The sequence below is a fragment of the Prochlorococcus marinus str. SB genome, from assembly GCF_000760115.1.
Lineage (GTDB): Bacteria > Cyanobacteriota > Cyanobacteriia > PCC-6307 > Cyanobiaceae > Prochlorococcus_A > Prochlorococcus_A marinus_D.
Genome location: NZ_JNAS01000002.1, coordinates 721,370 through 741,257, shown reverse-complemented (window position 1 = coordinate 741,257; position 19,888 = coordinate 721,370). Strand labels below are relative to the sequence as shown.

The window sequence follows — 19,888 nt, the reverse complement described above, 5'->3', positions numbered from 1 at the left end:
AATTTTTTTTTGAATTAAAGTTTAATTAAAAGCAAACTCATAGTGTCTTTAAATAAATCTGAAACTTGGCAGTGGAAAAATTGGAAAATTTCTTGGTCTTTATCCAAAGAATCTAATTCTGAAAAAAATATTCAAATTTTATTAGTTCATGGCTTTGGGGCATCTAAAAACCACTGGAGACATAATCAAGATTTTCTTGGTAAATTTTCTAATTGCTACGCAATTGACTTATTAGGATTTGGAAAAAGTAGTCAGCCTAGTGCTTTATTAAATTTCGAACCTGAAAAAGAAAACTCAATTAAATATTCATTTGACTTATGGGGTAATCAAATATCAACATTTTGTGCAGAGGTAATAAAATCTCCTGTTTACTTAGTAGGAAATTCAATTGGTGGTGTTATTGCATTAAAAGCTGCTGAAATCCTAAAAGATAATTGCAAAGGTATCATTTTGATTGACTGTGCACAAAGAACTATGGATGATAAACGTTTAAAAAAAAGTGATATCTTAATGAATCTACTAAGACCTGTACTTAAAACGATAGTCAGACAAAGAGTAATTAGCAATACACTTTTTACAAGAGCTGCCAACCCAAAAGTTATAAAGAAAATACTTGAACAAGCTTACCCTACAGGAAAAAATATTGACAAAGAATTGATTGAAATACTTTATCAACCCTCTCAAAGGAAAAACTCTAAAGAAGCATTTCGAGGTTTTATTAACTTATTTGATGATTATCTCGCGACTGACCTTTTCGATAAGGTTGATGCTCCAATTCAATTAATTTGGGGAGAAAAAGATCCTTGGGAATCTTTAGAAGAAGCAAAAGAGTGGAAGAAACAATTCAGAAATATTAAAAGACTAGATATTATAAATGGGGTTGGTCATTGTCCTCATGATGAAGAACCTGAAAAAACAAATAATTTAATAAATGAATTTATTCAAGAAACAAAGTAAGCTTCTACATTATCACTAAGTCTTCTCAAGCCTCTTAATCCATCTCTTTCAAGATTTCTTACTCGATCTCTACTTATACCAAGTACCCTTCCTATACCAGTAAGGGACATTGGCTCATCACCATCCATTCCGTATCTCATTCTTAAAACTCTACATTGCAGATCAGGTAATTGATGTAAAAGAGAATGCAGATCACCTCTCATACAATCCATCTCTATTTGTTCGTCTGGCAAATCCTCACCCCCTGCCAGTAAATCTAATAAAACAGTATCTTCGCCATCGCCAACTTTGGTTTCAAGACTTACTGGCTGCCCAGCTTTGCACATCAAATCCTTGACATCAGCCTCAGGAAGCTCTACGTATTTAGCAAGTTCGGTTACAGTTGGAGTCCTAGACATTTCTTGACTGAGTTCTCTTTGACCTTTTTTTAACTTATTCAACATTTCAGTTATGTGAATTGGTAACCTTATTGCCCGGCTTTTTTCAGCTATTGCTCTTGTAATACCTTGTCTAATCCACCAGTATGCATATGTTGAAAACTTATATCCTCTTGCTGGATCAAATTTTTCAACACCTCTAACTAGTCCTATAGTTCCCTCTTGGATTAAATCTAAAAGTTCCATGTTTCTTTTTGTATATTTTTTTGCAACGCTTACTACCAATCTTAAATTTGCTGCAACCATCCTTTCTTTAGCTCTCTGTCCAGCTCTCAATCTTTTTTTAATTATGGAAGAAGTTAAGTTTAATTTGGTAGACAATTCATCAATACTAGGCTTATCCCCAGTTAATTCAATAATTTCTAATTCTGCTCTTTCAACTTCCATATACTCTTGAACTTGGCGACCTAAAGTAATTTCTTGTTCATGTGATAGTAATGGAACTCTTCCTATATCCCTCAAGTATGATCTAACAAGATCTACATCATTACTGGCTTTTATACTTGCGATTGACGCTATTTTAGTTTCGCTTATTGTTTCAGAAGACATGAAGATCTTAATGATGTTTTGTAAACAATACCATTAAGAAATGTAAAGTTAAACAAAAAAATCCACATTTTTACAAAAATGAGAATAAATACCTATTTAATTTACCCTAATGAAGAGCTTAATAGCCATTTTGCTGTGCTGAGATAAATAAATACACCTGCAATATCAGTTACGGTTGTAATGAAAGGAGAGGACATTAAGGCTGGATCCAATTTCATTCTGGCAAAAAACAAAGGGAGGATTGCTCCTGTTGTAGCAGCTAAAGTTGTTATCGATATCAAACTTATTCCAACCGCAGAGGCGATTAAAGGCCCTTCTCCTTGCCACCAAGCAAAGGGAAATACTACAAGCATCATAAAAACACCTAGAAGAGCGCCTGTAATTGCCTCCTTAACTACTGCCTTAATTGCACCAAGAGACTTCAGTTTTTGAGTACTTAGACCTCGAATGACAACCGTTGAACTTTGAGCACCAACATTCCCCCCAGTACCAATAAGTAGTGGAATAAATGCAGCTAGTAAGACTATTTCTTTTAATATTTGATCATTCATAGCTATTACTTTTGTCGTTAAGCCATTTGCTAAAACCAAAATTAATAACCATAAAATTCTTCTTCGAGCAATCGTGAACAAACTACTTTGAAAGTAATCATCTTCATCGCCGGGTTGGACTGCCCCAGCCGCATAAATATCTCTTGTTGCTTCTTGTTCTATGACATCAATTAAATCATCGACGGTTACTATCCCAACAAGTCTTTTTTCCTTATCAACGACTGGAAGAGCTAAAAAATCATATCTTTGTATTGCTCTAGCAACCTCTTCTTGATTTGTATTAGTAGCGATATTTACTACATCTCTTGTCATAACGTCTCCAATTGGCTTTGAAGGATCAGCAGTTACAAGGTCTCTTAAAGAGAGAATACCAGTTAAATGTCTTTCTTTATCAGTAACATATAAGCTATAGATAGTTTCAGTAAATGGAGCTCTTTTTCTAACTAAAGAAAGAGCCTCAGCTGCTGTTTGCATCTCTTTAAGATCTATAAACTCAGTTGTCATTAATCTCCCAGCAGTTTCGGGCTCATATCCAAGTAATTCAGCTGTTACTTTCCTTTCACCAGGACTAAGAGCAGATAAAAATTTTCGTACAACTTTTGCTGGTAATTCATCAAAGAGTTGAACCCTATCATCAGGAGACATTTTTTCAACAATTTCTAAAACTTCTCCTGAACGAAGCCTTTCTAATAAAGTTTGCTGAACTACTGGATCTAAATATTCATAAACTTCAATTGCTTCATTTTTCTTTAATAATCGAAATGCTAATGCCTGTAATATTAGTGGAAGGCTCCCAATAGCATCTGCAATATCTACAGGTTGGGAAGGCTCTAAAAGTAACTTTGCCTCATCATAATTTCCTGCGATGAGTAATTCTTCAAGTTGAATAGTAATATTTTCTCTTGTACTTAAATCTGAAGATAACGATGTAACTGTTTCAAGATTATTTTCATTCATAAATATAATCCCTTATCAAAGTAACAACACCATTATATGAAATCTAAGTAATTTTTCTACTTATCCAAAACCCGAAAAGCATTGTGAATAAATTTACGATGATGATTAAATTAAAAAAAATTATAAATTTTATCCAATCCCCTTGATTTAAAATTGTGTACAAAAAATATATAAATCCGCTAAAAGATGTAAAGCAAGAAAAAAAACCATTCAATAAAATTTTTTCAGTTGAATAACTTAATCTTCTACTAATAAAAAAACCGACTAAAAATGATCCGATTATTGAAATAAAAAAATTATTATTTATAGTTATTCTTAAAAAAGTAGCTAGGTAAGCGGATAAAAGAATATAAATAAAATTTTTTATTTTCACTTTAAAAAAACTGAATAACAAAATAACCTAAATAAAAGAAAAGGAATGAAAAAATAATCACTTCAATGTAATGAAAAAATAATATGACGAATTTTCTCTTTTTAAATAATTCAAATAGTTGATATATAAAAGAAGAAAATGTACTAAAACATCCTAAAAATCCACTATAAAATAAAACTAATATTTCGTTATTAATAAAATTTAAAGCTACTAAAATTCCTAATAAAAAAGATGATAAAAAATTTACTATTGAAGTATTTTGAATATCAAAACCTATACTTTTTTTAAAATTATTTTGTATGAATGTTCTCAGTGTTAATCCAAAAGTACTACCGAGTAAAATTATACTTATTGAACTAAAATCCAAAATTTACATTTTTATCCAGCCTTTTGAAATCTTATTAGGATCATCTAAAAATTTATTAGAATATAATTCAACCCTAACCCAAGTTTCATCTTTGCTGACTTTCCAATTACGTAATACTGATAAAGTTGTACCTACATCAAGAACTAATAATTCTTTAGCATAAATCTCAGGACAAGAATAAAGAGAAATATTGGAACTCAATATAATTTCATTTTTATTTTTAGGAAACTCATTATGATTAAAACTTTTTTGGATCCCACCTGCAGGTAATGTAATTGGAGCAATTAATGCAAAAGTTATTAAACAAAAATTCTTGAGAACATTATTAATCATATGTCTAAAGTTTTCATATCTAAGTTGCTACTATGAGTTTCAATAAATTCTCTTCGTGGTGCAACTTTATCCCCCATTAATATATTGAATATTCTGTCAGCTTCAAGTGCATCTTCGATTTCAACCCTTTTCATCATCCTCGTTTGAGGATTCATAGTTGTATCCCATAATTGTTTTGGCATCATCTCACCTAATCCCTTAAACCTTTGGATATTATAATTTGCATTTTCTCCAAAACCTTGAATTGTATCCTTTAATTGATTCTCGTTATAACAGTAATTATGATTCTTACCTCTTTCAACTTTATACAGAGGGGGACAAGCAATATATATAAAACCTTTCTCAACAAGTTCTCTTTGGTATCTGTAAAAAAATGTCAGCAATAAAGTTCTTATATGAGCACCGTCAACATCAGCATCCGTCATAATGACAACTCTGTGATATCTCAAAGAGTTCTCATCGAACTCCTCTCCTTTTATCCCTAATCCTAGAGCTGTTATCAATGACTGTATTTCTGTGTTTTTATAAATTTTAGTATCGTCAGTTTTTTCAATATTAAGAATTTTACCCCTTAGAGGCAAAATAGCCTGAAAATTTCTATCTCGTCCTTGTTTTGCAGAGCCACCTGCTGAATCTCCTTCAACTATATAAATTTCTGATTCTGAGGGATCTCTAGAACTACAATCTGCTAATTTACCCGGTAATGTAGAACTTTCTAGAACACTTTTTCTTCTTACTAATTCTCTAGCTCTTCTCGCAGCTTCTGCTGCATTAAATGATTGAATTGCTTTTTCAAGAATCAAGTCCAAAATTCCAGGATTGAATTCCATATATTTTGTGAGAGCCTCCCCAATGAGAGAATCCACAATTCCCCGTACTTCAGTATTTCCTAATTTTGTTTTTGTTTGCCCTTCAAATTCGGGATCTGGAACTTTTACTGATAAAACAACAGTCAAACCCTCTCTAATATTTTCGCCTGCTAAATTTTTTTCAATATCTTTTCTTTTGCCTCTTTTTTTTGCAAGATTATTAAAAGTTCTTGTCAAAACAGTTTTTAGCCCTTCAATATGAGTTCCTCCATCAATAGTTCTAATATTATTTGCGAATCCTAAAATATTATCTGAATATACATCTGAACACCATTGTAAAGCTGCTTCTACATATACATTTTCTTTCTGTGAGTCAACATAAATAATTTCATTATGAAGAGAATCTTTTTCAGCATTCATATATTCAACATATTCCTTAATACCTCCTTGATACAGGTAAATTTCTTCTTTAAAAGAACCATCTGATAATGTATTTCTCTCATCTCTAAAGACAATTTTTACTCCACCATTAAGATAAGCGAGCTCCCTTAATCTAGATGAAAGAAGAGCATATTCAAATTCAATTCCTCCAGAAAAAATCGTTTTGTCGGGTTTAAAGCAAATAGTTGTTCCTTTCTTAGATGATTTGCCAATCTGCTTTTTAGTTTCCAATTCACCCTTTGATACACCTTTTTCAAATCTTTGATTAAATTCGCTTCCATCCCTATAAACAGTCACATTAACCCATTCGCTAAGAGCATTAACTACAGATATTCCTACTCCATGCAAACCTCCTGAAACTTTATAACCACCACTTCCAAATTTCCCTCCTGCATGAAGTACAGTTAGTACGGTTTCTAAGGCACTTTTCCCTGTTCTTGGATGAATATCTGTTGGAATACCTCGGCCATTATCAGAAATTAAAGCAGAGCCATCTGCTCGAAGAACTATTTCTATGTGATCGCAATGTCCTGCAAGTGCTTCATCAACCGAGTTATCAACTACCTCGTATACTAAATGGTGTAATCCCCTAGGTCCTGTTGAACCTATATACATCCCAGGGCGTTTACGAACTGGTTCTAACCCCTCTAAAACCTGTATCTGTTCCGCACCATAATCATTTGAGATTTTATTAGATCTTTTGTCCTCACTCATTTAATATAAAAAAATATTAGACTTTTAAAATGTTATTTTTAAAAGGTATTTCATTAAACTTACCACCGCAAAAAGATAAAGGCTCGAATTCAATGAAAAATTTAATCACTTTAATTATATAGCTAATTTTTTTTTCTTCAGAAATTCATATGTCTCCGTCTCTACCTCATGTAATAATTTTAATTGGGCCTACCGCAAGTGGCAAAACAGAATTAGCTATTGAAATTGCAGAATATTTTAAAACTCATATACACAATATCGATTCAAGACAAATTTATAAGTCCATGGATATTGGAACAGCCAAGCCATCTAGAATCCAACAAAAAAAAATAAAGCATTTTTTAATAGATATTGAGGAACCAATCAATCCAATTAATGTAAAACAATTTCAAGAAATTGCTCAAAAATCTATTAAGGGTGAAATTAAAAAAGATAATTTACCTTTTCTTGTTGGAGGAAGTGGGTTGTATATGAACTCAATAACAAAAGGATTTTTTGTACCAGATGTCCCTCCTCAAAATAATTTCAGAAAACAATTAGAAGAACTTGGTCAGGAAAAATGTTGGGACCTATTAAAAAATTGTGATCCATTATCAACAAAAAAAATCAATTTTGCTGACCAAATTAGAACAATCAGAGCTTTAGAAGTCTTTTATGTAACGGGTAAACCTTTGTCAACTCTGAAAGTTCAAAAATCGCCTAACTGGAATATCCTAGAGCTTGGATTAGATAGAGATAATTTAAAAGAAAGAATTTTTCAAAGAACAAAAATAATGTTTTTATCGGGAATTATTGAGGAGACGAAAGACCTTATCTCTAAATACGGATTTGATTTGCCAATATTAGAAACCATTGGTTATCGAGAAGCAAGGGATGTTTTAAATAACCGATCAACAATAGACAAAGCGATTGAGTTAACTGCTACAAAAACAATCCAATTTGCCAAAAGACAAAAAACTTGGTTTCGTAATAAAAATAATCCTATTTGGCTTAATAACAAAAACCTGCTAAAAGATGCAATAATTAAAATAGAGTCTTTTTTAAGCTAACTTTATAAAAATAGATTTTGTTCATCATCCCATCAATTTATTTAATTAACTGAATGCCCCCACGCCCACGCTTTGACCGACGAGCTCCAGTTAGAGAGCTACCAAATATAAATGAAAGAATAAAATACCCTCAATTGAGAGTCGTTGATTCAGATGGAAAACAATTAGGCGTCATAGATAGATTAAAAGCATTAGAAATAGCATCTCAAAGAGAACTTGATTTAGTTTTGGTGAGCGAAAAAGCAAATCCTCCTGTTTGTAGAATCATGGACTACGGTAAATATAAATTTGAACAAGAAAAGAAAGCTAAAGAAGCAAGGAAAAAATCTCACCAAACAGAAGTTAAAGAAGTAAAAATGAGGTATAAAATTGATAAGCATGATTATGATGTTCGAATTGGTCAAGCTACTAAATTTCTAAAATCGGGAGATAAAGTAAAGTGTACTGTAATTTTTAGGGGAAGAGAAATTCAACACTCAAATTTAGCTGAGACTCTTCTTTTAAAAATGGCTAATGATTTAGAAGAGCAATCAGAAGTTCAACAAAAACCAAAAAGAGAAGGGAGAAACATGATTATGTTTTTAAGTCCTCGTAAAACTCCTCTTATTAAAAAAAATGATGAGTGATAAATTGTTATCAAAAAATATGACAGATGTTAAAGTGTCACTAGATCAAAAATTAAATTAGTCAGGATTTTTCTAAAGTGAGATTCCATATTCAACAAGAAAGTGATATCCCAGCATCTACTCAACTAAATAATCAAATTTGTTTCGCAATTGCAGCAAGACATTATCCTCCAGGACACAGACTCCCAAGCACGAGGCAACTTGCAATGCAGACTGGACTCCATCGGAATACAATTAGCAAAGTTTATAGACAACTGGAAGTAGATGGAGTTGTTGAAGCAATAGCTGGATCAGGTATCTACGTGAGAGATAATCTTACTAAAAAAGAATTTACAAAATCACTTTACTCAAAAGACAAAATTAGTAAGGCACCTGATCAAGAAGCAAAGAAGGTAATTGACAACTTAATAAGTCTTGGATTCACTTTACAAGAGACCAGAGAGATATTGAACAATGAAATTGATTGGCGTATTCAATGCGGTTCAAGAATCATAGTCAGTACTCCTAGAGAAGATATTGGAGCTTCTATGTTAATAGCAGAAGACCTTTCTACAACAGTTAATGTACCAGTAGAAGTTGTTCCTATGGAAGAATTAGAAAAAGTTTTAAGTAATTCAAATAATGGTACGATTGTAACAAGCAGATATTTTTTACAGCCTCTAGAAAAAGTTGCCAAGCAATATGGAGTTCGCGCAATTGCAGTTGACTTGAGTGATTTTCAAAAGGAATTAAAAATGCTCAAGGAATTAAATGCTGGAAGTTGTGTAGGTATTGTTAGCATAAGTCCTGGTTTATTGAGAGCTGCAGAAGTCATTATTCATAGCATGCGTGGTAGTGAATTAATGCTTATGACGGCAATCTCAGACAATAACAGTAGATTACTCTCACTTTTAAAGGCTTCAAACCACATAGTTTGTGATGGACCGAGTTTATCAGTTGTAGAAAACACTTTGTTAAAAAATCGTTCTCAGTTGATGAGATTACCACAAATAATCTGTGCTAAAAATTATTTAAGTATAGAAACAATAAATCAATTAAAAAAAGAAATAGGAGTTTTTAATTAAACCATGGTAATGAAAACTTTTAAATCAGATATAGAAATTATCAGAGAGAGAGATCCCGCCGCAAGAGGAATATTAGAGATATTTCTTTGCTACCCTGGCTTTCAATCAATAGTTATCCATAGGTTTACGCATAAATTATGGCAATTAAAGATTCCTTTGATTCCCCGCTTGCTCAGTCATCTTAATAGGCTAGCAACAGGTATTGAAATCCATCCTGGGGCAAAAATTGGTAAAAGGGTTTTCATAGATCATGGAATGGGTGTTGTAATTGGTGAAACTGCTGAGATAGGAAATAACTGTTTGCTTTATCAGGGCGTGACATTAGGAGGTACTGGTAAAAGCCATGGCAAAAGACACCCCACCTTAAGGGAAAATGTTGTAGTCGGAGCGGGCGCAAAAGTTCTTGGATCTATCACGGTAGGATCTAATACCCGTATTGGTGCTGGCTCAGTAGTTGTTCGAAATGTAGAGGGGAACAGTACTGTGGTCGGAGTTCCTGGCAGAGTAGTTCATCAAAGTGGTGTCAAAGTAAATCCTTTAGCTCACTCTGCCTTACCAGATGCAGAAGCTAATGTGATAAAAAATTTAATGGATAGGATAGACTCTCTTGAAAATGAAATTCTTAAACTACAAAAAACTCTAGAATGTATAGCCAGCTCAGAATCTATTGATATTTCTAAACTCGGTGATTCTCAAAATCTTAAAGATAAAGAAATTTTTGAATTTCTTGGAGATGATTAAATATTGAATTATTTTTCATTAACGTCAGTTTTAGGTTGAAACATGAACATTGAATAAATAACATTTCGTCTCATATTAGTCATCATTTCGAGAAACATGTCATATCCTTCGTTTTTATATTCGATTAATGGATCTTTTTGACCATAACCTCTCAATCCAACTGATTCCCTCAATGAATCCATGGATTGAAGATGTTCTCGCCATAAATTATCAATTTGTTGCAAAATGAAAAATCTTTCAGCTTCTCTCATTAATCCTGGACGAATCTTTTCTATTTGTGATTCCTTTAAATCATAAGCTATTCGCAACTGCTCTTGAAAATAGTTTTTTAATTCTTCTATGGACAGTAAATTAATATCATCAGGTTTAAGATCATCTAATAAATATATAAATTCTTTGACTTTAGAAATTAATTGATCAATATTCCATTCTTCAGGAGGAAGATCAGGATTAATATAAGCATCTACAATTTCAATCATCGTCCTTTCTCCATATCCTATTACTTGTCTTTTTAAATCAATTCCTTTCAATACCCGGAGTCTTTCGCCATAAACTGCTTTTCTTTGATTGTTCATTACCTCGTCGTATTCAAAAACTTGTTTTCTAATATCGTAATAATAGGTTTCAACTTTCTTTTGAGCACTTTCTAGAGACCTAGTAAGCATTCCTGACTCAATAGGCATATCTTCATCAACCCTAAAAGCATTCATTAGATTTGCCACTCTATCACCTCCAAAAATCCTTAATAAATTATCATCTAAAGATAAAAAGAATCTTGTACTTCCCAAGTCACCTTGTCTTCCTGCTCTTCCTCTAAGTTGATTATCCACTCTTCGTGATTCATGTCTCTCAGTACCAATGACATGTAAACCGCCAGCTTCTCTTACTTTTTCTTCTTCATGAATCAAAACTTTTTCATATTCTTTTTTTACATCAGACAAAGATTCTCTCAAAAGCTTTATCAAGTCATCATTAGTTGGTGCTTTTTCTGCCGCTGTAGCTATCCTATCATCAAGTTCTAAGACAGAAAGTTGTCTATCTCCCCAATTTTTTACAAGTTCATCAGATAAAACAGAGAGTTTCTTTTCAATTACCTCATCTAGTTTGCAAGGGAAAAGACTTGTTGAAGCATTTGAAATGTTCTTTTTCAAATTTGAACCAGCTTTTGTAGAAAAACCACCCTTAGATTTTGAATTTCTTTGTTTAGGTATTGGTGGCTTATGCTCATTATCAGGCTTGACTAACAAAGGAATTAAAATCTCTTTTAATTTAAGCCTTGCCATATAGTCACTATTACCGCCAAGAATTATATCTGTTCCCCTTCCAGCCATATTAGTCGCAATAGTAACAGCTCCTGCTCTTCCTGCCTGAGCAATAATTTCAGCCTCACGTTCAACGTTCTCTGGCTTAGCATTTAACAAATTATGTGGGATTTTTTCTTCTGATAAAAGTGAACTTAATAATTCACTTTTTTCAACACTTGTTGTACCAACTAGAACAGGTCTTCCCTCTCTATGAATTTGCGCAGTTTCTTTAGCAACGGCTTTCCATTTACCAATCTCTGTTTTAAATACTTGATCAGACCAATCTTGTCTCTTTCTTATTTGATTTGTCGGTATGACTGTTGATTCTAATTTATAAGTCTTTTCAAATTCAACCTCCTCAGTTTTTGCAGTTCCCGTCATTCCTGCTAAACCAGGATATAAAAGGAAAAAATTCTGATAAGTTATGGATGCTAATGTTTGAGTCTCAGGCTGAATTGGAAGACTCTCTTTAGCTTCAATTGCCTGATGTTGTCCATCACTCCAACGTCTGCCAGGCATTACCCTACCAGTAAATTCATCCACTATGACAGCTTCATCGTTCTTAATAATATAATTCACATCTTTAATAAATAATTCTTTAGCTTTTAAAGCGTTAGTTATATAGTGCGCCCAAGGATCTTGAGGATTATATAAATCATTAACTCCCAAATACTCTTCACATTTTGCGAAACCCTGATCAGTTAATATACAACTTCTCTGTTTTTCATCAACTTCATAATCGCCTTCTGGATCAATACCATCTTTACTTAACTCTTTTGCTTTGACTAATGCCAGAGATAATTCTGAAGCCTTTTGATATTTTTCTTGTGGTCTTTCAACTTGGCCAGAAATGATTAGAGGCGTTCTTGCTTCATCAATTAATATTGAATCAACCTCATCAATTACGCAATAATTAAATTTTCTTTGAACTACCTCACTAATATCGGTAGCCATATTATCTCTTAAATAATCAAATCCTAATTCTGAATTTGTAGCATACGTTATATCACAATCATAATTTTTCTTTCTCTCAACTGGATTCATATCTTGCTGAATCAAACCAACGGATAAACCTAAAAAACGATGAACTTGTCCCATCCACTCCGCATCCCTTCTAGCTAAATAATCATTTACAGTAACAACATGAACACCTTTTCCCGTAAGGGCATTTAAAAAACACGGTAATGTTGCAACAAGTGTTTTTCCCTCTCCAGTCTTCATCTCAGCAATTTGACACTCATTTAAAACCATCCCACCTATTAACTGAACATCAAAGTGTCTCATATCAAGAACACGTTTACTTGCTTCTCTTACTATTGCAAAGGCTCTAGGAAGAAATTCTTCTAAGAGTTCTTTTTGTTTTTTAAAATCTAATTCTGCTGAAATATTTGATTTAAGATTTTGAGTTTCTTTTCTAAGCTCATCATCAGTCAGTTGAGAAATTTCTTCTTCTAAAAAATTTATCTCTTCCACTATTGGTTGATAGCGCTTTAACTTTCGTGTATTCGGATCTCCCAACAAAAGTTTTAGCATAAGTCAAAGTCCTAAAAATTCATCCTATTACAAACATTATAAATTAGTGCGTTACAACAGAATGAAGAAAACTATTATCTCTTTATTTTATAGAAACGATCGATTAAGGTATTTAGATTGAAGTCACAAAAATAACCTAGCTGACATCACTTTTCAAAAATCTTTTTAATAAATGAAAGAAATATCTATAATTAAACATGCAAAAGGGGCTTTAGGATTAAGGGTTTTTGGATTAGGTCCTAATCTTAAACCAACAAAAGGATTAATTAAACTACAAAAATTACTAGATACCAATGCTTTTTGGGCAAAAAATAGATCAATTAATGATCTAAAAAAATGTCTTGCTAACAGTGATGTCGTAATAAGTCTTTGGGTTGGCAAGGAAATAGTTGGTTTTGGTAGAGCTTTAACCGATGGGATTTACCGCGGAGTGCTTTGGGATATTGTTATTGATCGAAATTACCAAGGCAATGGTTTCGGCACATTAATTTTAAACAATCTTTTATCTTCTAAAAAAATTAAAAATACAAAAAAATTATATTTAATGACAACAAATAAAAAATCGTTTTATTCTCAATTTGATTTTAAAGAAGTTACTTCTCAAAATTTATTGATTCGTGAAATATAAAGTATTCTTTTTCTAAAGAAAGCAAAATCAAGATACAAATTTACTATAAAGCCATCTTATAAATGGTCCTAAAATAGGAACTGGTCCAAAAGTTGGGCCGCAAAAATCAAAGTAATCTCTGTGCTCTTTTATTAGTCCATTTTCACCAAATAATAAACGAGTAGTTCCAGGATAAATAAATTCTTTACCCATAATTTTTAAACCCATTGTCCATTCAATAAATCCACAATCCCCAGTTATAGAAATTGCATGAGTTTCTAAAAAAACATCATCACATCTTTTAACTAGCTTTTCTTGAGCTTTAACATAAGAATCTAAACCCTCTGTTTTCTGAGTTGGGTCTGTAAAAATAACATTCTCATTATAAAATTCAGCCCATTTTTGTTTTGTTGGTGCATCTGTACCATAAGGTTTAGTAAATAATCCTCTTAAATCATCTATAGAGATTACTCTTGTCATTACGAAATTTTTATTAAGAACATCTTAGAAGATACAAACTTTAAAAGCGAAATTTCATACTCTCAGAATTTGATTTAAAAAATAAAATCAGATATTAATCCATCATCTATGTTGTTGTTATAAATTATTGCCAGCAAATCACTTTTATTTTCATCTATATAGACCTTCATATTTTTGCCACTATCAAAAACTCCTAATTCCTCAACAACAAGCCCTCTTAAATCAACTTTATCTCCTCTTTCAAAATCTCTAATTCTGTCGTAACCACTTCCGGCAGTTAATACAAAAACATCATTTCCACTTCCACCATATAAATCATCTTTACCTAAACCTCCAACTAAAATATCATCGCCATCTTCTCCTTTTAATAAGTCATCTCCACTTTCTCCATATAATTCATCTCCATCATCTCCGCCTCTTAGATAATCATCATCTTCTCCACCATATAGGTAATCAACTCCAGCATGTCCTTTTAGGTAATCATCACCTGTATCACCATATAATTGATCTGCCCCAGCACCGCCATAAAGTTTATCGGCACTTGTTCCTCCATGTAATTCATCATTTCCATTACCTCCAGAAAGCCTATCTTTACTAGTGCCACCTTCTAAATAATCATCACCATCTTGACCGTAAAGTTTATCAGCGCTAGAGCCTCCATATAATTCATCATTTCCATCTTCTCCATATAACTTGTCGGCGCTGGATTCTCCATAAAGTTTGTCATCATCTTCTCCTCCTCGTAGATAATCCTTACCACTTCCTCCCCAGAGGATGTCATTACCAGAATGTGCTTTTAGATAATCATTACCACTTTCTCCATAAAGAGTATCTGCTCCCTCTGAGCCATATAATCTGTCATTACCTTTTCCTCCATATAATTTGTCATCACCACTTTTGCCATAAAGCTTGTTCGCTTTATCATTTCCAGTAAGCGTATTATCTAGATCATTACCAGATCCGGAGATATTGCCTTTACCTGTAAGGGTTAGATTCTCTACATTGCTAGATGCTGTAAATGTAACTGATGAATAAATTAAATCAGTTCCTTCGTCCTCTTCTTCTGTGACACTATCACTTTTACTGCTCACATAAAAAGTATCATCACCATCTCCGCCATACATTTTGTCGCTACCGGATTCTCCTTTCAGGCGGTCATCTCCAGCTCCACCATAAAGTTCATCAGAACTGGAGCCTCCTCTTAAATAATCATTACCATTACCTCCATAAAGTTTATCGGCACTGGAGTGTCCCTTTAAATAATCATCTCCATCTTCTCCATAAAGAATGTCAGAACTGCTACCACCATAAAGCTTGTCCTCATCATCTCCTCCATAGAGTTCATCAGAACTTGTTCCACCATATAAAATATCATTTCCACTACCACCATATAATTTATCCGCGCTGGATTCTCCATATAATTTGTCATTACCTTCTCCTCCATAGAGTTCGTCAGAACTTGTTCCTCCTAGTAAGGTATCGTCACCAGCTCCTCCATATAATTTGTCTTTGCCGTAATGACCTTTTAAATAATCATCGCCATCTTCTCCATAAATAATATCTTCTCCCTTCCAGCCATATATCCTATCTTTACCATCTCTTCCATAGATTTCATCATCGCCATCTTTTCCATAAAGTTTATTATCACCAGAATTTCCCAACAGAGTATTATCTAGGGAATTACCAGATCCATTGATATTAGATGAGCCAGTAAGATTAAGATCTTCTACATAAGAAGAAGCAGTATATGTAACTGAGGAATAAATTAGATCAATGCCTTCTCCAGCTTTTTCAATGACTCGATCATCTTTGCTATCAACGTAATAAGTATCATGACCTTTACCTCCTCTTAAAACATCATCTTCTGAACCTCCATTAAAAACATCATTACCATCTTTACCAGTTAATGTATCTTTTCCCTCAGTTCCAAGATATGTTTTACCTATAAAATCAGATGCAGTAGGTGTTTCTGACCATCCAGCAGCAATCATTGCATCCGCCCCAAGGAACATAACACTAAAGTTTTGACCATTACCTACATTCCAAAGACTTATATCTTGATTAAATACTTCTGCGTTAGAAAACATATAAGAGAAATTAGTTCCATTACTTACGTCCCAATCGCTTATATCAGAATTAAAAGTTGTTTTACCTCGAAATAGTCCTGAAAAATCAGTTATTTGACTAACATCCCAGTTGTTAATATCTCCATACATTGCTGCTGCTTCATCCTGATCTTCTGTCCATGCATATATTGCAGTATCAAGTGAATCTCTTTCTAAAAATTTAGTTCTTATTTCATTATCAACATTTTGATTATTAACAAAAATAGTATCGAACTCTGTGCCTTTGTAGCCCCCACTATTTGAGACTGATACCCTAATTAAATATTTCGTATCATCGTCATAAGCGTTGTCAGCAATACCAGTAATGACAACATCCTTAGCAATATTCCAATTGCTTCTGTTAAAAGTGAGTTTGTTAACAGAAAGTATACCTTCCGTTGAATCAAGACCTGTGAGGGAAACAACAACATCCTCGTCTGTAAGAGGTTCTTGATTCAGCTTGACCTTGAATGATGTAGAGGAACCAACCTCTGAGGTTTGCAGTTTTCCTTCGCTATCGCGAGGTGCGGTTGGAATAATGCTGATGCCACTGAAAGGAATCTCAGCATCTTCCAATCCCGTAGTGATCTTGGCCAGAAAAATATCTGTTCCCCCCTGATTCTTTGCGATGCCTGCGTCTCCAGTCGTAATGCCATTCAAATAGAGTTCATCATTAGCGATGACAAAACTCCACCCTTGCATCCATTCATCAGGCAGATTGATCAATAGATGTCGCCCCATATTTCCGTCTTTCTCAAGTTCATGAATAACAGCTGCTTTCCCTTCAATACTTGCTGCGTATACAGTCCCTTTATAAGTAACGATATCGACGAACCTTGATCCCCAATCTCTCAATATTTTTCTCCATAAGACTTCGCCAGTTTCTAAATCGCGACTTACCAGGAGGCTGCCTGAGTCAGTTGATCTTTTCTTGTGTGTTTTACCCGCAGATATCAGTTGATTTTCAAAAATTGTTGAACTGTACTCTTCTGAACGCTGGCCATAATGTTTTGAATTGCTATACCAGACTTGATTTCCATCCAGATCATATTTGAAGGAGTGTGTATTTTGGGCGACCGTTAAGCCATATCCATCTTTTTCCTTAGAGGTTCCGCTGAGATAGAGCGCTTTACCATCTGTTTCAATGTCAAGAAAATCAACGATAGGATTCCTTTGGACTGATTTCCAATGAATCGAACCATCGTTTGTACTAAGTGAATAAATAACACCTGCTTTGTACCCGCTTGCTCCACCAGCAGTATAAATTTTGTCGTCAATCACGACCATGTCAAAGATGGTGTGTTCTGGAACTTCCAATGAAGCTTCCCAGAGCAGATCTCCGTTAGCATCAAATTTACCAATTTTTGAGGTCTTTGTTGGCTCTAAACTGGACCAAGCAACATAAATGTCCCCATTCTGATCGGTTGCAGTGGCAAGAGTTTGATAACTACCAATTAGATTTTCCCAGAGTAATTCACCGTTTAAGTCTGTCGCACGAATATACGCCTTGTTGTTTTCTGTGTTTTCTGCATTTGAGATCCAAGGCAAAATGATTTGATCATTCGTATAGCTTGGCCTAGAAATATTTGTATCTCTCCAGTGGTACCCACGGTCATGGAATCTATCATTGTCTTGTGTTCCGAATGAGCTGATAAATTCATAGCTCAATGGTTTGCTTAATGGAATTGCATCACTAACTGTTCGCGTGCCATTAGCAAAGTTGAGGTGTTCAATATCACGCAAAAGGTCTACCCCATCTGGGCTCGTCTCCCGCAGGTCAGTGATTTCCACGTCTCCACTGTCCAGCAACCGCAATGAATAGTCCGATTTATTGCCGCTGTACTGTGCTCGATCAATTCCTGCTCCGCCATTCAAACTGTCGTTGCCTGCGCCGCCAGCAAAGTATTCATTTTGATCGGAACCAGTGATGAAATCATCTCCACCAAGACCAAACAGCCATGTTGTCTCGAATGTTGTTTGTAAATTGTCGTCGCCCTCCGTGGCATTAAGCTGCTGAGACACAAGCAACTCAATGGGCTCTGTTGTGATGCTAAAAAGCCCCGTCTCATCCGTTGCTTTGTATTGGATGTTGAACGAGCCCAGATGTTCTTCTTTTGTAGGAGTTCCCGATAGATCACCTTGTGCGTTCAACGTCAGCCAGTCAGGACCAACCAGTTGACCGAAAGTAACTGAACCTCCTTCAGGATCAAACGCACTGTCTGCAATGCTGAAGCTATACTCCTTACCAATATCTGCTGGTAGTAGCTTCCAAGTGTTATCTTCCAATTGCTCATCATCCAAATCAATTGACTGATCATCAGAACCGGGACTCGGATTGTCCAGAATGGGTGCACGATTATTCCCATTCTTGTAGTTAGTGATATAAAACTCGTTGGTACCATTGTTGTCTTTATCTTTCTGTATTGCAGCGAGGCTAACGATTCGAAATCCCTTACTGGCTTCTTTGTCATTATTATGTTGGTTATCGACAAAATATCGATGTGATACACCTTCCTCATCGCTTTCGTAACTGCCACCAACTTGAAGCACTTTATTGTCAAGCATCTCTCCAACATTTCCTGCTTGGTCATAGGTACCGAAAAAGCTTGGTGTGGAATAGCTTCCCACCGACATAGTGTCATCAACCGTACTACCGTAATTGGCATCATTCGTTGTTATTAAATTGTTACTACCGGTTCGTCCTGTTGCATGCTTATAGACTGTATTTGTCGATTGGTTGTAGTAAGCAGATTTAATCCATTCTTCCCAGCTAGGTAAAGATATTGCACCGGCCCCCCAGGCACGTTGGTTGTCTTTGCGTTGCGTATAGCCCTTGTTAAAGCCGTTTAAATTTCCACCGTAAATCGCACCCGCTTCACCGCTCATCCAATTGGTGAATCGTGTTGCACTCGCCCAGCTCACATAGGTGACTGGATGATTTTCATTTCCACTAACGGGTGTATAGATGTATCCTCCAGACCCTGATGGATCTGATTCACGGCCAATCTGCATCCGGCTATCCCAGACATCGCCGACGTTGACGTATTGAGCAACTTCATTGAGGAACGCAGCATATTGACTGTTGGTGATTTCATACTTGCTGATGTAGTAGCCATAGGTTGGCAAGCTCAGCTCTGCTTTTCCATCATGATTTTTGGGTACAAGATATTGATGATCACCGTCCTGGTAATCAACATAAACCGACTCGATCTCGATTTGCTGCGGCCTGGTATCTACCGTGAATTGCCATGTATCTCCTTTTACGATTGAATCATCTAATTTTTTGGTATCGATCCTCCAGTAATAGGTTTGTCCAGCAGAAAGGATCTCATTTTCCTCAGGTGTCGGATCATAAATATTCCCTGTTTGCTCAATCTTAAATTCCAGTTGATCTGGATTTGTCCCAAAGTAAACACGATTGCTTTCGGCATCCAGGCCTTCTTGCCAGATCAGATCAAGATCTGGTTTGGCAATGAGGGTTTTATCTCGAGCACCGATTGGAAAACTTGCCTTCTCTTCTTGATGGCCAGGTATCCAGTACTGGCTATCGCCGTATTCATAGGCGCCGATATCTGGTGCAGCTCCGACGATTCCATCGGAGACACCATCAAATGGGATGGTGAAGCCTTCTATGGAAATGCCAGCATCAATAAAGGCTGACCCCTCTTTAGGTCGGAAATCGTAGTTGCCCCAATCTCTGAGCTCATCCCACACGTGACCGCCGCGATGACCCCAACCAGAGTTATTGGTTCTATCATCTGGATTTTTAATTGGGTTGATGCCGCTATTAATCGCGTTGTTGTGAGCAACAGAGAGGTGATTCCCCTTCCAAGGCAATTTATTTCCATCTTGATCCAATCCCCGGCCTGACACGCGGTTCCAGATTGTGCG

General features: G+C 34.9%; 15 protein-coding genes. 6 read left to right on the top strand and 9 right to left on the bottom strand.

The window, feature by feature from the left end; genetic code table 11:
• Positions 1-42: 42 nt before the first annotated feature.
• Positions 43-957, top strand: coding sequence for an alpha/beta fold hydrolase (locus tag EV02_RS02510; RefSeq protein WP_032519982.1), 915 nt, complete (start codon positions 43-45; stop codon positions 955-957).
• Here EV02_RS02510 and EV02_RS02515 read toward each other — a convergent pair.
• From EV02_RS02515 to gyrB, 6 genes are all read right to left on the bottom strand, one after another.
• The gene (locus EV02_RS02515) at positions 942-1,943 is read right to left on the bottom strand and encodes an RpoD/SigA family RNA polymerase sigma factor (RefSeq protein WP_032519981.1); all 1,002 of its coding nucleotides are present in this window, start codon (positions 1,941-1,943) and stop codon (positions 942-944) included. The genes EV02_RS02510 and EV02_RS02515 overlap by 16 nt on opposite strands.
• 101 nt (positions 1,944-2,044) lie before the next feature.
• Entirely contained in the window at positions 2,045-3,451 is a 1,407-nt protein-coding gene (mgtE, locus tag EV02_RS02520) for a magnesium transporter (protein ID WP_032519979.1), read from the bottom strand.
• A 43-nt stretch (positions 3,452-3,494) separates the two neighbouring features.
• The gene (locus tag EV02_RS02525; RefSeq protein WP_032520497.1) at positions 3,495-3,824 is read right to left on the bottom strand and encodes a CrcB family protein; all 330 of its coding nucleotides are present in this window, start codon (positions 3,822-3,824) and stop codon (positions 3,495-3,497) included.
• Position 3,825: 1 nt separating this feature from the next.
• Positions 3,826-4,191, bottom strand: coding sequence for a fluoride efflux transporter FluC (locus tag EV02_RS02530; RefSeq protein ID WP_032519978.1), 366 nt, complete (start codon positions 4,189-4,191; stop codon positions 3,826-3,828).
• A gap of 3 nt (positions 4,192-4,194) precedes the next feature.
• Positions 4,195-4,524, bottom strand: a complete 330-nt coding sequence (locus tag EV02_RS02535; RefSeq protein WP_032519977.1) for a hypothetical protein — start codon at positions 4,522-4,524, stop codon at positions 4,195-4,197.
• Positions 4,521-6,488 carry a DNA topoisomerase (ATP-hydrolyzing) subunit B gene (gene gyrB / locus EV02_RS02540; RefSeq protein ID WP_032519975.1) on the bottom strand — a complete coding sequence of 656 codons (1,968 nt, stop codon included), beginning with the start codon at positions 6,486-6,488 and terminating at the stop codon, positions 4,521-4,523. Before gyrB ends, EV02_RS02535 begins: the two co-directional genes overlap by 4 nt.
• A 149-nt stretch (positions 6,489-6,637) precedes the next feature.
• Between gyrB and miaA the strand changes: the two genes are divergently transcribed.
• The 4 genes from miaA to cysE all read left to right on the top strand — a co-directional run bounded on the left by miaA (position 6,638) and on the right by cysE (position 9,968).
• On the top strand, positions 6,638-7,537 hold the full coding sequence (miaA, locus tag EV02_RS02545; protein ID WP_032519974.1) for a tRNA (adenosine(37)-N6)-dimethylallyltransferase MiaA: 900 nt from the start codon (positions 6,638-6,640) through the stop codon (positions 7,535-7,537).
• Positions 7,538-7,590: 53 nt separating this feature from the next.
• Positions 7,591-8,163, top strand: a complete 573-nt coding sequence (gene infC / locus EV02_RS02550) for a translation initiation factor IF-3 (protein ID WP_032519972.1) — start codon at positions 7,591-7,593, stop codon at positions 8,161-8,163.
• Positions 8,164-8,240: 77 nt separating this feature from the next.
• Complete coding sequence (locus EV02_RS02555) at positions 8,241-9,227, top strand: GntR family transcriptional regulator (protein WP_032519970.1); 987 nt, start codon at positions 8,241-8,243, stop codon at positions 9,225-9,227.
• Between the two features lie 3 nt (positions 9,228-9,230).
• Positions 9,231-9,968, top strand: a complete 738-nt coding sequence (cysE, locus tag EV02_RS02560) for a serine O-acetyltransferase (RefSeq protein WP_032519969.1) — start codon at positions 9,231-9,233, stop codon at positions 9,966-9,968.
• A gap of 8 nt (positions 9,969-9,976) precedes the next feature.
• On the opposite strand, the gene secA is transcribed toward cysE, so the two are convergent.
• Complete coding sequence (secA, locus tag EV02_RS02565) at positions 9,977-12,805, bottom strand: preprotein translocase subunit SecA (RefSeq protein ID WP_193742633.1); 2,829 nt, start codon at positions 12,803-12,805, stop codon at positions 9,977-9,979.
• A gap of 172 nt (positions 12,806-12,977) precedes the next feature.
• Here secA and EV02_RS02570 point away from each other — a divergent pair, with 172 nt between their 5' ends.
• The gene (locus tag EV02_RS02570) at positions 12,978-13,433 is read left to right on the top strand and encodes a GNAT family N-acetyltransferase (RefSeq protein WP_032519968.1); all 456 of its coding nucleotides are present in this window, start codon (positions 12,978-12,980) and stop codon (positions 13,431-13,433) included.
• Positions 13,434-13,460: 27 nt separating this feature from the next.
• Here the strand turns inward: EV02_RS02570 and EV02_RS02575 are convergent, their stop codons facing one another.
• Positions 13,461-13,892, bottom strand: a complete 432-nt coding sequence (locus tag EV02_RS02575) for a nuclear transport factor 2 family protein (protein WP_032519967.1) — start codon at positions 13,890-13,892, stop codon at positions 13,461-13,463.
• 74 nt (positions 13,893-13,966) lie between these two features.
• Positions 13,967-19,870 carry a BspA family leucine-rich repeat surface protein gene (locus EV02_RS09770; protein WP_241433716.1) on the bottom strand — a complete coding sequence of 1,968 codons (5,904 nt, stop codon included), beginning with the start codon at positions 19,868-19,870 and terminating at the stop codon, positions 13,967-13,969.
• Between the last annotated feature and the right edge of the window lie 18 nt (positions 19,871-19,888).

Bases quoted from the DNA above. Each gene is read 5' to 3' on its own strand.
- EV02_RS02515 (WP_032519981.1), bottom strand. From the start codon at position 1,943: ATGTCTTCTGAAACAATAAGCGAAACTAAAATAGCGTCAATCGCAAGT.
- mgtE (WP_032519979.1), bottom strand. From the start codon at position 3,451: ATGAATGAAAATAATCTTGAAACAGTTACATCGTTATCTTCAGATTTA.
- EV02_RS02535 (WP_032519977.1), bottom strand. From the start codon at position 4,524: ATGATTAATAATGTTCTCAAGAATTTTTGTTTAATAACTTTTGCATTA.
- gyrB (WP_032519975.1), bottom strand. From the start codon at position 6,488: ATGAGTGAGGACAAAAGATCTAATAAAATCTCAAATGATTATGGTGCG.
- miaA (WP_032519974.1), top strand. From the start codon at position 6,638: ATGTCTCCGTCTCTACCTCATGTAATAATTTTAATTGGGCCTACCGCA.
- infC (WP_032519972.1), top strand. From the start codon at position 7,591: ATGCCCCCACGCCCACGCTTTGACCGACGAGCTCCAGTTAGAGAGCTA.
- cysE (WP_032519969.1), top strand. From the start codon at position 9,231: ATGGTAATGAAAACTTTTAAATCAGATATAGAAATTATCAGAGAGAGA.
- secA (WP_193742633.1), bottom strand. From the start codon at position 12,805: ATGCTAAAACTTTTGTTGGGAGATCCGAATACACGAAAGTTAAAGCGC.
- EV02_RS02570 (WP_032519968.1), top strand. From the start codon at position 12,978: ATGAAAGAAATATCTATAATTAAACATGCAAAAGGGGCTTTAGGATTA.
- EV02_RS02575 (WP_032519967.1), bottom strand. From the start codon at position 13,892: ATGACAAGAGTAATCTCTATAGATGATTTAAGAGGATTATTTACTAAA.